This is a genomic window from Marinifilum caeruleilacunae (assembly GCF_013141825.1).
Taxonomy (GTDB): domain Bacteria; phylum Bacteroidota; class Bacteroidia; order Bacteroidales; family Marinifilaceae; genus Marinifilum; species Marinifilum caeruleilacunae.
Genome location: NZ_RZNH01000047.1, coordinates 1 through 15,346 on the forward strand (window position 1 = coordinate 1; position 15,346 = coordinate 15,346).

Genomic DNA, 15,346 nt, shown 5'->3' on the forward strand with positions numbered 1-15,346 from the left:
GAGTGTGCCGTCTAATTTCTTTTACCTTAGCCTCGGTACTTTGTTTCTTTGTTCTCATTTTATAGACATTAATTGGTTACAAAAAGTTAAGAAATCTATCTCTTAAATTTTATACCAACTTGTCCAAATTAGGCTGAAGACTTACAGTACATTTATTTTTATCAAACAGATGAATTCTGGCGAAATTTTTAGATTAAGAAGAATTGGTGAATGTTACACTGGGGAATTTTAATAGCTTTGTGATATTAATAAGGAATATTGGTAAAAATAACCTATCGAGGAAGGTGTTGTTCTCGAAATAAATATGATAATAAAATGGATGATAACTTTTCATCATATCATAATGAATCAGTTTCCCAAAGAGTGAAAAAGCTTATCACTCATTTTAATTATACAATTCATTCATTTGAAAAACATATTGGAGTTTCCCCAAACATGTTAGGAGTGGCAATAAGGAAAAATACAGATATTAAATCTGAAACCCTACGAAAAATATTATATCAATTTTCAAATGTGAACCCAATTTGGCTTCTAACTGGAGATGGTGCAATGCTATTAGACTCGATGCAACATTTAACTGGAAATCAAGAATTAAACAACAAAGATTTTATTGATATTAAATTAATAGATCGTCAAAAGCACTTTGATAATCTCTTAATTGAAGAAGAAGTTGATCAATTAATTACCATTCAGGTGAGAAAAATTGATGAATTAAACTATGATAACACTTTCGCTATTAATGTTAAAGATGACTATATGGAACCCACGCTTCTTAATGGTGAAAAAATTATCATTGAAGCATTACCAATAAAGGATATTAAATATCTAACAGGTATAGTAGTTTTATATTTTAACAATGAATTTGTAATAAAGAGAATTCAAAAGAATCTTAATGGAATTCTTACATTATCATGTGATAGTATGAAAGGAACTACTTTTGAGGTAAGGCATCAAGATATAAAAAGGATCTTTAAGGTAAAATACTCATATTTCCGGCCTATAGAGTAAAATTATTCTACAGGATATAATAAAAAATCAATTACCTTTCGATTAGCCTGATCCATCAAACTTCTATCTTTTTTTATATAGTATTTCCAGGCCAGTGACTTTTTACTTTTATGACCTAAAGAAAATTCAATTATTGACTCTGAAATATTTAAATCATTAAAGGCTATTGTAGCCCATGTATGTCGAATCATTGATAAATGAAAACTTCCTATATCTATTTTCTTACAGATTAATTTTATACCATCATTTATAGCATCCCGAAATGCTTTTGCATCTTTAAATGATTCTTGAAAAATTAGTTTAGACTCACCCTTAAGTTTTGATAAAAGAATCTCAGCTTCAGGCTCAATTCTGATAGAATGGTTTACTGAAGTTTTTGAACGTTCAAAATAAAATCTTCCATCGTTAACTTCTCCTCCTGAATTATTTAGATGATACAAATCAACTGGGTTAATTCCAATTAATAAAAAATTTAATTGAAAGACTGCTTGAGCTATTTCTTCTTGACTGCAAGTTGGTTTATATTTAAAAAACCTTCTTAGATCTGGAACACTAATAACTCGAATTTCTTTTTCCTTTCTATACGAATTTACCTTAATATTCCTGAATGGATAATAATCCGAAGAAACAATATTATCAGTAACAGCACGATTATAAACTGCCCTAAAATCTTTTAGAATATTCCAAATGCCATTATCCAATCCTCTGTTTTGTAAATATGATATAAAATTTTTGATATACTTAGAATCAATGTCTTGAAAGCGTTTCATTTCTATAGAAGAATCAAACTGTTTAAGTTTTCTTTTCAATGCCGTATAATTATCGAAAGTGCTCTTTGAAGCTTTTCCATGATTTTTTAAACTGGCATGATACTTTTCCTGTAAATCAGATAGTACTTGATCAAGATATCTAATAAAACCTATATCAATACTTCTTTCAGATATCAAGTACTTTTTGATTTGAATCACAGACAAGGATTCAATTTTAAGTCCTAATTGAAAAATTTTAACTTCGTACTCCGAAATCTGGCTATGTATTTTAGCATTTATGATCCCTGAATTTGTGTGGGATCTTGCCATACCAGATTTTGAAAGCTGATTCTTAAAAAGATAATATTCGGTTCGAATATATGCAGCTTTCCCTTTATGGATTATTTGTATTTTTAGATTATATGTAGAATCCTTTCTTTTATCCTTCAGCACCGCTTTAATACTAGCCATATTTTACCGTGAGTAAATCGTGAGTAATTATTTTTACAATCAACTACATTGTAGAAAATGTAAAACTAGTAAAACACTGCACTACACACAACAACTTAAAAACCAAAACTTCCAATATTCTATGTTATCACGTCTGGGGGGCGTGGGGTCGGAAGTTCGAATCTTCTCGCCCCGACTAAGTAAAATAAGGGTTTCCATTTTAGGAAACCCTTATTGGTTTATTGTGGTTTAAATATGGTTTAAACTTTCAAATAGTACGATTTTAGGCGATTAAAACATCTTGAATCAGTTTCATTTCATTTGCAAACTCAATCACCTCTATCATTTTGGATCCCTCAGAATTCTGCATTATAAATTTTACCAACCGGATACAAGTTTTTTAAGCGATCGCGATAAGCTGACCTTTCCAGGAACCAATTCACTTTTGCCCATTGGTTGTTGTAAACATCCGGATGCTCTTTTAAAGCTTGCTGAAAATCTTTCAGTAATTGCGGATTTTCTTGAATCATTTTGCGTGCCATTTTTTCCATTACATAGGTTTCAACATACTCTTTCCGCTCGAAAATGGAATTGAAAAATCCCCATCGTAAAAAAGAGTCTGGTCCTTCAGGTTCCAATAAATGAGCTATTATTTTCGCGCTACGTTGATTTACAGGAACAATAACAGAACCCGCCGGATAGTTTTGGATTATACTAAGCTCTTCCACATCGAATCCTCTTACCATTTGTCGGCCTTCATAAGGAAAATTGGCAAAAGTGATATTGCTGAATTTATAAGTTCTTATTGTAAACTCTTTCGATTCTTCAAGCGTTGTATACTGAATTCCATGTAGCTTTAGCTTATTGATAACATGATACCATTGAGCAGGAATAATATATGCATCAGGCAGTTTTACTTTTTTGCTTTCCTTCAGTTTATCGAATAAAACCAGCTTGTAATCTATAGGTTTATCGCTGAATTGTACCCACATGCCATCGGTTAAATCACTATGTACAATGTCATATTCTACTCCTTTAAAAAGCACATTTGTACTATCCTTTTTTGAGGTATAATATGTTAGAACAAAATCCTTACCGGCCAACTTTCCTGCCTCTTCATCAGCCCGTTGATTGATTTTCTTAAGTGTCTGATAGTGCTTATCAGTATATTTAATTGTATGCTTTAATAAATGGTAAGTCGCATCTACCCTGGTTTTATAATTTTTTAGCATGTGTGTTTCCACCAGTAAAGCCGGACGGTTTTGCATGGCCAGATAACCTGTTGAATAACGCGGAGAATAAGTCTTTCGAATTAATCCACTTCTCGGATCGTGCCAGGTTCTATACGATACATAGGGAAACATCAATATCTCATCTTGTTTTAGTTCCTTTTCGATGCTAAAAAGGTATTCATTTTGCCAGTCTGTTTGTTCCTGGTTCATATCGCCCATAATATGCATGGCATAGGTCAGCTGGTATTGATAATCCGCTCCATCGGTGGTGTGGATATCTACAAACATATCGGGCAACCAACGATTAAATAAAGCATGCCAATCCTGCATTTCAGGCGCATCGGCTTTTGTAAAATCACGGTTTAAATTGTAGTTTTCAGCCGTAGTACGCCAGCCCATTTCTTTTGGACCGTTTTGGTTGATCCTGCTAAAGGCACTAAATCTTTCGTGTCCATCGGCATTGAAAATGGGAATAAAAAGTATACTCGTATTTTCGAGTAAGTCAGCATACTTGTTAAAAACCAGTATGTCTCTAATTAGCATCAAGCCAGCATCTTTCCCTTCAGATTCTCCCGGGTGAATACATGCTTCAATCAATAAGATAGCATTGCCCGATTCCCTGATGCTCTCAGGCGTAAAGTTTTGGTTTTTATCAATAATCAACACAGGTAAATCGCGCCCTTGAGTACTTTGTCCAAAGATCTCATATCTGATACAATCTGAATAATCTGCTAATTTTTTACAGTACTCTATTGTTTTATCATAGCGGGGAGTTTCCAGGTAATTTGATTGCTCGTAATAAGTATCCCATTCCGATTGTTGGGCTTTCAGAATCCCAAAGCACATGCTTAAAACTGCGAGTAAAAACCACTTATTCATGATAGTGTAATTCGTGAGAAAAATCAAATAAACATATTTTTTAATTCATATGCACAAAAAAGGCTATATCATTTGATACAAGCCAACTATTATTCGACAATAAGGAAGCTTATTTTATATACTGGCCCTGGCATTCGAGCATCACCCTTTGCCTGCTTGAGAAAGCTTTAAAATTACACAAAGAATCCCACCACTCTTCACCTTACTTAATTGTTCATGTTTTCAAAGCATCTTTATTTTTTGCAACATTATTGCATTTAGACTATCTTTGCAACATTGATGCATTTGAAATGTTGTTGTAAATGAAGCCTGCTGAAATATTAAATACTCATAAGCTAAAAAGAACAAGTTGCCGTGAAGGCATTCTTGAAGTGGTAATAAACGCCGGTCAACCGCTTTCGGAAAACGAAATCAGGGAAAATCTTCCTGGAAATTATGATCGAACAACTTTCTATCGTTCGTTTAAAACTTTGGAAGAACATCAAATCATACACAAAATTGTAATTGACAATCAATTGGTAAAATATGCCTTGCACAATTCAATTACCCACAAGCAGGATCATGCACATTTTTATTGCAACGATTGTGATATGGTAAAATGCCTGGATGATATACCGGTACAAAAGTATCAACTACCCGATGGTTTTTCCGATAATGAAACTGAAGTAATAATAAAAGGAACCTGCCCAAAATGTAAAAACAAAGACTAGGAAATGTTTGGTTTAAAAAAACATATCGCAATTCTTTTATTTGGAATTTTCTTTTTCCCACTGGCCTATCAGCCTTGGCATGTGATTGTGCATCATTCACAAGATTCACAATGCCATCATGCCTGCTGTCATTCAAAAGGAGCAAAAAAGACATGTGATTTTGGACATTGGCTTGCTTCTAAAGTGGAAAAACAAGAATCATGTCCTGTTTGTGAATACCATTTCCCGATTAATATTATACCTGAATTAAATCTATTCAAGCCTAAAAATCCAAATTTGGATAGGAATTTGTTTGAATTGGAGACCAGTATAGCATTACAACAAATCGACTCCAGAAAATCCCCGAGAGCACCACCCCTCTCAATCAAATCATAAGATCGTTTTTGGAGGTTTAATCTCATTTATATTACATGCACAAATACATTATACTCTTTTTGTGCATCAATATTTTGTCCTTTTCTGCAATCGGACAAAGTAATTGTGTACTCGAAGGGATGGTCGTTGACCAGAATAACCAGGTTCTACCTGGTGCATCACTAATGCTATATCCAATCAAAAAGGGTGGCGTAAGCGATCGTAATGGTAAATTTGAAATATCTGATTTACCCAAGGATACCTATGTGATCGAAATTTCGTTTATTGGATACAATACTTTGGTAGACACTCTTATTATTAACAAGAACACCAGCTATAATGCCCAACTTACGGTTTCTAATCTCAGTTTAAGCGAAGTGCTTATTACCGATAATTATGCCGAACAACGAAAGCGCGAAGAGGCTCTTAGCATCGAGATTGTTAGCGATGATGACCTGAAAAAAAATCTTGGCGGAAGTTTGATGAACTCTTTGGAAAGATTACCAGGCGTTACCACAATTAATATTGGTTCAGGACAATCGAAACCAGTAATTCGGGGCCTTGGCTTTAACCGGGTTGTGGTGGTTGAAAACAATATTAAACATGAGGCCCAGCAGTGGGGATCGGATCATGGATTAGAAATAGATCAATATGCTGTTGATAATATAGAGGTGATTAAAGGTCCAGCTTCGTTAATGTATGGTTCCGATGCTATTGGTGGCGTTATTAATATGAAAAACAGCAAATTACCTGCAAGTGACACCTTCGGAGGATTAGTTGACCTTACAGGCAAAAGCAATAATGAGCTGCTTGGTACATCTGTTTCATTGTACGGCAGAAAGGGGAAATTCTTTGCCAATGCGAGGGCTACCTACATTGACTATGGAGATTACAAAGTTCCTGTGGATAGTGTTGATATCTATTCGTATCGAGCACCTTTGTACAAAAATCACTTGCGAAATACTGCCGGATATGAGAAAAACCTGCATGTAAGTTTGGGAATAGCTCAAGATGGTTTTATCAGCAAATTTTATGTGAGTTCGGTAAACAGTAAAAGTGGCTTTTTTGCCAATGCGCATGGCCTTGAACCACGTAATGTTGATACTGATTTACACGACAAGTCAAATCGTGACATCAATTATCCATATCAAAAAGTAAATCATTTTAAACTGATTAACACTACACAATATGAATGGAAAAAACTAAAATTCGATCTTGACCTGGGTTTTCAACGAAACTTCCGACAGGAATGGAGTCAATACGTTAGTCATGGATATATGCCTGCAGTTTTTCCCGACACACTTGCTTTTCATTCTGATTTGGAAAGAGAATTTGAAAAATTTGTGTACTCAGGAAATTTCAAAATATCCTACCAGCTCAATGAAAAAACTGAAATGTTTTTTGGTGTGAATAGCGAATTTCATGATAATCAAATAGATGGAAGAGGATTTATCATTCCTGCCTATGAACAGTTTACCTTGGGTGGATTTGCTTTGGTTCGCAATAATTTTTCAGAGAAGAGTAGCATTCAATTTGGTATTCGATATGACTATGGTCAGATTGAAACCACAGAATACCAGGATTGGTTTCCATCTCCGGTAGATGAAAATCAGCCGACTAACTTGCAATATCTTTTAAGGGCTGAAAATATCGACCGTAACTTTTCCAACCTAAGCTGGTCCTTGGGCTATACCTATAATGCCGAAAATTGGTCTTTCAAAGCCAATGTTGGGAAGAGTTTTAGAATGCCTATAGCCAAAGAACTTGCCGCAAATGGCGTGAATTATCATCGATTTAGTTACGAGGTTGGTAATGCTGATTTGTCACCAGAAAAATCATATCAGTTTGATGCTGGTTTAGAATATCAATCCAAAAAATTGACAGTCGGTATTTCACCATTTATAAATTATTTTTCAAATTACATTTATCTGAATCCAACATCGGAGCACGACAGACTATATGGAAATGGAAACCAGGTATACTATTACACCGAAAGTGAGGTAATACGGTATGGCGGGGAAATTCATGCTTACTATGACCTTTTGGAAAACATTCAATTGGGCCTAATGGGGGAATATGTTTATTCAGAGCAGTTATCGGGCGAAAAGAAAGGTTTTACACTTCCTTTTTCACCTCCGGCTTCGGCCATTTTCAGTGCCAAATATCACAAAAGCAAGCTAGGGCTAATCAAAGACTTTTATTTCTCGGTAGATTACCGATTAACTGCTTCTCAAAATGAGATTGTTCCTCCCGAAAAAACCACCGATGGATACCAACTGATTAAGCTTGGGCTTGGTGGTAATATCGAAATGGGGAAACAAAAAGTAAATATTTCAATGCAGGTACACAACCTGCTAAACACAAAATATTTTAACCATACCAGCTTTTACAGGCTGATTAACGTACCTGAGCCGGGAAGGAATTTTATTATAAATATTTCCATTCCTTTTTCAGGCTATTTTTAAATAGTAAACAATTTAATCTATAATAATTATGAACAAAAAAGTTATTTTATTTACGTTTATTTTAGGACTTGCAAGCCTAATTACTGCATGCGATAGCGATGATGATACGAATGCAAAACCAGAAATCACAATTTTAGAACTAGGTGATGGTGAAAGCCATGGCGACGAGCGCACCGCAAAAATTGGTGGCGAACTTCATATGGAAATTGAAGTTGTAGCTGAAGGAAAAATCGATAAAATTCAGGTAAGATTGCATCCTGAAGGTGAGCACCACAAAAGCGGAGAAGAAGGTGAACACGAAGAATGGGAAATCGACACTACCTACACAAAATTTTCAGGTTTACGAAATACAACTTTTCACGAGCATCTTGAAATCGATTTGGATGCAGAACCTGGTGACTACCACTTTGATTTTGTAGTTACCGATATGGAAGGTAACCAAACTGATGCCGAAGCTGAAATTGAAATTATTGAAGAATAAAAAACTAAAAGCCAGGCAGGGATACTTTTACCTGCCGGCTTTTTTTATATTTATTGATATGAAGAGAAAAAATATACTAGTGCTACTTGCATCTTTCATGCTATTTGCAAGTGCCTGTAGCGATGACAGCGAGGTGGATTCTATTAAGCCTACAATTGACATTGGTTTTACCAATGCATTTCCTAATAATTGTGACACCATCTATTTTGGGGAGTCTTTCCAATTAAAACTACGATTTTCAGACAATGCTGAATTGGGTTCATACAGTATCGACATTCATAATAATTTCGATCATCATTCACACAGCACCGAAGTAAGCGAATGTGATCTTGGCCCTGTAAAAGAACCTGTTAACCCATATGTTCTTATAGATGATTATTCAATCCCACAAGGTTTGAAGGCATATGAAACCAACCTTACAATTTCAGTTCCGGCAACAAATGAAGGAGTTTTGCTGGATGAAGGAGATTATCATTTTTATATCAGTTTAACTGATAGTGAAGGATGGTCGGTACAAAAAGGCTTAAGCATTAAAATGTTGCATCGATAGAAATTTTCGAAGGAACGTGATGCTGTTGTTGGAAGAGACCTATAGTCTCTTTTCAACATCCGGCCTGGCTATATTATTTTAAGGCTAATAAACAAAAAAGCCATCCATTTTGTTTCTTGGACAGCTTTTTTCTTGTTCTAAAATCACTACTTATTCTTTTCCCCTTCTTGCATCCAAATCTTTCTTCATTTGTTCGCAAGTTTCATGGTCGATCGTATAGTAATACAACAATATTGCACACGACATGTAAAGAATGCCTGGGAATACCGATATCATTAATTTAATTCCTGTAATTGCTGTTTCTGTTTGTTCAGCATTAGGTGTAAACTGGAAAACTGCCAACAACCATCCTGCCAATGCACCACCTACTCCCCAGCCCGCTTTTTGAGCAAAAGTAGCAGCAGAAAATACCAACCCGGTGGCTCTTCGGCCCGATTTCCACTCCGAATAATCTGCCGTATCGGCCAACATGGTCCATAATAATGGTACAGCGGGAGCATAAGCAATTTTGGCCAGAATGTTAAAGGTATAAATCAGAAACAGGTTATCGGAAGATGGGATATAGAGGCAAATGAAGAAAAATCCAGACAATAATGAACTAGCCAAGAACACATTTCTCTTACCAAATTTTTGAGCCAATGGTTTCGAAAACGGAATGGCTACAATTAGTGCCACCGTTCCAATCACATTGAATAGCTGGACATTTTCCTCATTACCAATATAATACTTGAAATAATATGCGATAGATAAATTTTGCATGGCAAACATGACAAAGGAGATGATGCCTACAAAAAACAGGATCACCCAGGGTTTGTTTTTGAAGAGGTTAAGAATGTCCTCTTTTAGGTTTTCCTTTTGTTCCTTGGGTGGTTGAACTCTTTCCCTGGTGGTTTTAAAGGTGATGAAAAACAGAATTAAACTGATCGCTCCAAAAAGCATTAAAGTATATTGATATCCCTTTGCTGTATCGCCACCACCAAAATACAAGGCCAGCGATAATGCAGTTCCCGAAACAATAAACTGCCCTACAAAAGCAAAAATGAATCGATAGGAATTCAGGCCGGCACGCTCGTACGAATCCGAGGTCATTACTGCTCCTAAAGACGAGTATGGCAGGTTAATGGCCGTAAAAACTGTCATCAGAAGAAAATAGGTGGTTCCGGCATAAATCACCTTGCCAGTTGGTCCCAAATTAGGAGTTGTAAAGGTCAGAACTGCCAAAACACTATAAGGGATAGCCATCCATAAGATATAGGGTCTGAATTTTCCCCACCGTGTATTTGTTCTATCCGCAATTATTCCCATTACAGGATCGCTCACCATATCCCACAAGCGGGCAATTAACATGATGGTTCCTGCGGCAGCTGCCGATATTCCAAAAGTATCGGTGTAAAATATCAGGATCCAGAATCCAACCATATCCCACACAAAATGTGAGGCTGTATCTCCCAGACTGTAACCAATCTTCTCTTTTAGTGAAAGTTTTGTGTCTGCTTTATTCATTGTTTTATCTTCTGTTGTTTATGCAATTCTGATTTGAAATGAGAACTTCAATATTGGGTTCATTCGTCCAATTCGAAAACTTTGTATGTCCTGCTCCACTCCGTTTCCTGTCCTGCTTTTAGATCGATATCAAAAAACAATTCCGGACTAATGACATGTTTCCATCCCCACAAGTTAATTTTAGAGGTAGTAAAATTGCCGCTTTCGCTGATTCCAATCTTGCTTTTGGTATTGATCAATTCCCAACTGGCAGGAACAGTTTTATTTCCTGTAAGATTGCCATAAAAGAACTGCTCTTCCGGGGTATCATAGAAAGTAATATGCTCTCTGTTCACAATCACTTTCCTTTCCGGATTCAAAAGCTCATCAAACAAATCCTGTTTTAAATCGAAAGGAAACTTTAAGATGTAATTGCTGCTCATTAATTCTTTATCAATGGCTAAAAAATTATGACAGTATTCGTTCGTTGAAATTGTCTTTTCTCCTGTGTTTTTAAGTCGATATCGAATGACAAAACTATTATCCAGTAGCTCAATTTCCTTATGCAATTCGTAAGAATAGCCATTTACATTTCCAGAATTACAGTGCAATGTGAGCTTGTTAAAATCTTTAAAATGCTTAAAACTGGCAGGTTTAATATGGTAAGCATGGCTAAAAGCATATTTTTTTCCTTCTTTTTGTAATGCTCCAACTCCAATTTTAATAAAATCGTCTCCCTCCTTTACCTCATCAAAACCAACAGGCAATTCTATTCCAAACTCATTGTAAAATCCCTTGCCAAACACATTATCAGGATCACCATTCATCTTTTCCTGGGTGGAAATGGGAATGCCTTTAAATTTTACAGATGTAATCTTCCCTGTCCAATTAAATCTTGAAAATTGATAATTTTCCATAGGCAGATCTATGCAAATTTCCAGATTCTTATTTTTCAAGAGATAAGTCATTTCAATCTTTCTTTACAAACTGCTTATTTCACGAATTGTTCTTTCACCACAAAATAAGCTTCCTTTTTGTTTCGTTCGATGTCTACAATTCCCCAGTATTCCTCGTTGGGTGCTCCATCGTAAGGAACTCCACTGCTGTTTGGAGCCCAACCTCCCGGATCTTGTGCATCCGGATTTCCGGCCTTCCAGAATTCATCCACGAATGCAAATATCGCCACTCCGGCACATACTTCCTGGTTCTCCAGCGTCGATTTCAAAATCTGTCTTGTAGCATCGGCCTGGGCTTTCTCATTTTCGCCTTGTTCATAGCCATTCTTCGAAATGGTCATAAAGCTATCTGCTCCGGCTTCAGACAAATACATTGGTTGATTACTAACAGCCTTCCATTCTCTAAAAATATCTTTAGGATCATCCCATCGGTACACATTCATTCCCCAGATATCAATATCAGTGCAAATGCTGCGTGCAAGCGAATCGGGAAGCTCTCCATGAGCCGTTGCAACCGGATGGTTTACATCAATCTCTTTGGCTTTTAAGGCAGCTTTATTTAAGGCAAGGTACCAGTTTCTCAAATCGCCATCGAACCATTCCGGATGGTAATTGTATTCATTGCCCAACTCCCAGAACAAAATAGCCGGATGCGTTTTATATTTCTCGATATAATCAGCAAAACTTCCCGAAAGCATATCGAAATGCCCCGCTTGATTGTAGCCAAAGCCTACTATGATTTTTATTCCAGCTTCATGAATTTGATCCAGAACAGCCTGATCATCAACTGGCGAATAAAACCTGATCGTATTGATCCCTGCTTCATTCATCAGGGCCAAATCCTGCTCAAGCCTGTCAAAACTTCTTTCATTGCTGCCTTTGGGAACAGGATGATAACAGATTCCCTTAATCAGGAAGGCAGAATCATTAAGCACAATTGTTCTACCCGATATTGAAACAATATTATCCCTTTGACCACATGCAAAGCAAATCAGCACAAGGGCGATGCAAAGACATTTATTCATAGTAGGCATATTTTCATTTATTTTTCCTTGTGAATCACAATGGTTTGAACCGCTTGTGCATCTATCCTGAAAGAACTTTCTTGTTCACCCAGTGCTAGCTTGATCTCCTTGGCCTCCTCTTTCATATTCAATACCACTACTGCAATTGAACCATCTGGATTTTGAGCCGCAGTTACCATCAATTCTTCATCGTTCAGCTCAAATCCAATTCTTGTAGCACCCGGGCGGATGTACTTGCTAAAATGAGCTAGAGTGTAGTACATTGGAGTATAGTAAACCTCATCTTTCTTAGGGTCGACAATTACAGGAGCCAAACACCAGTTATTTGCCCAGTTTGGACCACCTTGAGTGTCAAGCACCATATTCCAGTCAATCCATCCTTGAACCCAATTGTTTAAACAGCCAATAATATCTCGTGCATAACGATATACCGGAACATATTTTGGATGCAGGTGCTTTTGCTCTTCAGGAGCCCAGTCCCACCCCCAATCGGTTGCTTCTTTTTTCCAGTACCAGGCATCATCGTTCCAGTGAGGAACTTCAGCATCAACACAGGCTTCCGATTGAATCATCATCTTATTTGGAGCTTTCGCATAGGTATATTGCAATGCTTCAGGCATATAATCGAATGTACTTGCATACCAGTGAATGGCCATACCATCGAAATATTTCGATGATTCTTCATCCTTATACATGATATCGGCCCATTCATTCAGCTCATCGCGATTTTGGTCGTAACCAAATACCTTAACATCATGTCCATCAGCTTTCAGTTTTGGTCCCAGGTGTTTACTTACAAAATCAACCATTTCCTCTGGTGTATAATGCATACTCTCCCAGTTGTAACCATTTCCCAATGGTTCATTTTCAACTGTCAAGGCCCAGATATCAATTCCCTCTTTCTTGTACTCGTTAATATACTTCGAGAAGAACAATGCCCAGGTATCGTAATATTCAGGCAATAGTTTTCCACCTTTCCAATCCTTATTGTCTTTCATCCAAACAGGAGCTGTCCATGGCGAGGACATAATCTTAAAACCATCCTTCGAAACTACCATTGCCTCTTTTATCATTGGAATGATATCATCACGATCTTCGTCGATAGAAAAATGCTTCAATTCCTTGTCTCCTTCAACCGGAGCGTAAGAGTAGTTGCTTAGCGAGAAATCGCAAGAATTAATATGGGTTCTGGTCAATGAATATCGTGCTCCATTTTCACCAAAATAGGCATCCAAAATTTGTTTTCGGTTTTCTTTCCCAAGCTGATTCATCAAATAGGCAGTAGACTCGGTAAATGAGCCTCCAAAACCAATAATTTCCTGAAATTTTTCATCAGGATTAATCCTGATTTCAACATCTGCCTTCGTGTTTTCTGATGCTTCAATTTTCTGAAGTTTGTTTCCTGCTGCCGATGTTTCGTAAACATCTACAAGTAGGCTATTGTCTTTTGAATTACAAGCCATCATACCAATACTTATCAATATGATCAATAATTTGTTTCGTTTCATGATTGTCCAATAAAGTTTTATTTAATGTTTTACTTTTCCTCTTCGAGCAATTAAGGCTTGTCTAATTTCGAGAGCTCTCTTTTCCGAAATGCTATATTTCATCATCATCCAAATGGCGATTAATGCAAATATGATTGGGATAATAATATCTGCCAACCTAAGATTTATCAGCGACTCAGCTGTTTGTGTCCCCGCATTTTGATTAAATCCAACCATTTTAAGCACTATTCCACTAACAAGCATAGCTAATCCGTTACCAATTTTTACCATGAGCCAATACACAGCTCCAAACATTCCCTCGCGGCGCGTTCCATTATTCAGCTCATCCAAATCGCAAACATCGGCGGTCATCGACATCATTAGGGTAAACAAACCACCAATACCAAAAGAAATCAATGGCAATGGAATGAACATCAACCATGGGTTGGCCGGGTTAAATCCCCACCATTTTAACACATATCCTACAATTGAAAGTAATGTGGAAATAATGAAGGCATTTTTTTTACCAACTCGTGTTGATATCCTGGTAATAATAGGAATAATTAAAAACGCTGTAGCTGCAGCATTAATGGTACTATACATTGGAGGCCAGTAGCCTGCTTCTGTCATACTTCCATTAAAAATGTAATATAGAATAATAAAGTACGAGAACTGTGCAATGGTCTGAAAGCCATTGAATATTAAAAATGTAGCTCCACACAGCTTCACAAATGGTTTACAGGTTAAGGTTTGTACAATTGCTTGCCAAAACTCCTTTAAGTTAGATGTCATGTTTTTCATCGAAAGTTTCGACTCGCTTTGCGATTCTGGTAGCACCAATTCTTTACAAAACAATGCAGGAAGCGCTCCAATTATAATACTTACACCACCTACCCATAAAGAAAGTACCCTTACTCCTTCGGTCGATTCTTTAAAAAACAAATCAGGATTTCCAATTAATGACCAGAACCACGGAGCAATCATCCAAGCAAACTGACCAAAAACCTGACCTACAGCCATTAACCTGGTTCTTTCATTGTAATCTGGTGTCATTTCATAACCCAGACCAATAAATGGAGTGGAGTATATTGTAAATGAAATGAAGAAAACAATTGACAGAATCAGAAAGTAAATAAAATTATAGGCTTGTGAGTTTTCCGGATACAATTGCCATAATATCATAAAAGAAATACCCGACAACATTGTTCCTAGCAGAATATAAGGTTTTCTTCTACCCCATTTTGATCTGGTGTTATCAGATAAAAAGCCCATTATTGGATCAATTAAAGCATCAAAAATTTTGGGCAGAGCAGCAACCAAGCCAGCAAGAGCAGGATCCATTTTAAATCCGTAAATCAGATAGAACATAAAAACGCCGAGGGCTGCCGGATAAAGGTTGATTGTTAATTGTCCTGCTCCATAAGCTGCTTTTTGTCCAAAAGGAACTTTGTCTTCTGCTGCTGTTTTATAGGGTGCCATATGATTGGAATTATGAATTAAAAATTAAGAATAGGGTTT

At 36.6% G+C, this 15,346-nt stretch carries 13 protein-coding genes; 6 read left to right on the forward strand and 7 right to left on the reverse strand.

What is annotated here, in order from left to right:
• Positions 1 to 315 precede the first annotated feature (315 nt).
• Positions 316 to 1,008: a S24 family peptidase gene (locus ELS83_RS19405; protein WP_171597207.1), complete on the forward strand. Its 693-nt coding sequence runs from the start codon at positions 316 to 318 to the stop codon at positions 1,006 to 1,008.
• A gap of 2 nt (positions 1,009 to 1,010) precedes the next feature.
• Here ELS83_RS19405 and ELS83_RS19410 read toward each other — a convergent pair whose 3' ends face one another.
• Together ELS83_RS19410 and ELS83_RS19415 are read right to left on the reverse strand one after the other, a co-directional pair.
• Positions 1,011 to 2,228, reverse strand: coding sequence for a tyrosine-type recombinase/integrase (locus ELS83_RS19410; protein WP_171597208.1), 1,218 nt, complete (start codon positions 2,226 to 2,228; stop codon positions 1,011 to 1,013).
• A 335-nt stretch (positions 2,229 to 2,563) separates the two neighbouring features.
• On the reverse strand, positions 2,564 to 4,318 hold the full coding sequence (locus tag ELS83_RS19415) for a M14 family metallopeptidase (protein WP_171597209.1): 1,755 nt from the start codon (positions 4,316 to 4,318) through the stop codon (positions 2,564 to 2,566).
• A 302-nt stretch (positions 4,319 to 4,620) separates the two neighbouring features.
• Here ELS83_RS19415 and ELS83_RS19420 point away from each other — a divergent pair, with 302 nt between their 5' ends.
• Genes ELS83_RS19420 through ELS83_RS19440 form a run of 5 tightly spaced genes read left to right on the forward strand, consistent with a single transcriptional unit; the run spans position 4,621 to position 8,878 of the window.
• Positions 4,621 to 5,028 carry a Fur family transcriptional regulator gene (locus ELS83_RS19420; RefSeq protein WP_171597210.1) on the forward strand — a complete coding sequence of 136 codons (408 nt, stop codon included), beginning with the start codon at positions 4,621 to 4,623 and terminating at the stop codon, positions 5,026 to 5,028.
• A 3-nt stretch (positions 5,029 to 5,031) separates the two neighbouring features.
• Positions 5,032 to 5,403, forward strand: coding sequence for a hypothetical protein (locus ELS83_RS19425; RefSeq protein WP_171597211.1), 372 nt, complete (start codon positions 5,032 to 5,034; stop codon positions 5,401 to 5,403).
• A 35-nt stretch (positions 5,404 to 5,438) separates the two neighbouring features.
• Complete coding sequence (locus ELS83_RS19430; RefSeq protein WP_171597212.1) at positions 5,439 to 7,847, forward strand: TonB-dependent receptor; 2,409 nt, start codon at positions 5,439 to 5,441, stop codon at positions 7,845 to 7,847.
• Positions 7,848 to 7,875: 28 nt separating this feature from the next.
• Entirely contained in the window at positions 7,876 to 8,328 is a 453-nt protein-coding gene (locus tag ELS83_RS19435) for a DUF4625 domain-containing protein (RefSeq protein WP_171597213.1), read from the forward strand.
• Positions 8,329 to 8,386: 58 nt separating this feature from the next.
• Positions 8,387 to 8,878, forward strand: a complete 492-nt coding sequence (locus tag ELS83_RS19440; protein ID WP_171597214.1) for a DUF4625 domain-containing protein — start codon at positions 8,387 to 8,389, stop codon at positions 8,876 to 8,878.
• Between the two features lie 150 nt (positions 8,879 to 9,028).
• On the opposite strand, the gene ELS83_RS19445 is transcribed toward ELS83_RS19440, so the two are convergent.
• The 5 genes from ELS83_RS19445 to ELS83_RS19465 are packed head-to-tail and all read right to left on the reverse strand — an operon-like array spanning position 9,029 to position 15,307.
• Positions 9,029 to 10,381 carry an MFS transporter gene (locus ELS83_RS19445; protein WP_171597215.1) on the reverse strand — a complete coding sequence of 451 codons (1,353 nt, stop codon included), beginning with the start codon at positions 10,379 to 10,381 and terminating at the stop codon, positions 9,029 to 9,031.
• Between the two features lie 59 nt (positions 10,382 to 10,440).
• Positions 10,441 to 11,316, reverse strand: coding sequence for a hypothetical protein (locus ELS83_RS19450; protein ID WP_216616701.1), 876 nt, complete (start codon positions 11,314 to 11,316; stop codon positions 10,441 to 10,443).
• Between the two features lie 35 nt (positions 11,317 to 11,351).
• A complete protein-coding gene (locus ELS83_RS19455) occupies positions 11,352 to 12,341 on the reverse strand; it encodes a glycoside hydrolase family 2 TIM barrel-domain containing protein (RefSeq protein WP_171597217.1) in 990 nt (329 codons plus the stop codon).
• A gap of 17 nt (positions 12,342 to 12,358) precedes the next feature.
• Positions 12,359 to 13,849 (reverse strand): glycoside hydrolase family 30 protein, encoded by a 1,491-nt coding sequence (locus ELS83_RS19460; RefSeq protein WP_171597218.1) that lies wholly within the window; start codon positions 13,847 to 13,849, stop codon positions 12,359 to 12,361.
• Positions 13,850 to 13,870: 21 nt separating this feature from the next.
• On the reverse strand, positions 13,871 to 15,307 hold the full coding sequence (locus ELS83_RS19465; protein ID WP_171597219.1) for an MFS transporter: 1,437 nt from the start codon (positions 15,305 to 15,307) through the stop codon (positions 13,871 to 13,873).
• Positions 15,308 to 15,346 lie beyond the last annotated feature (39 nt).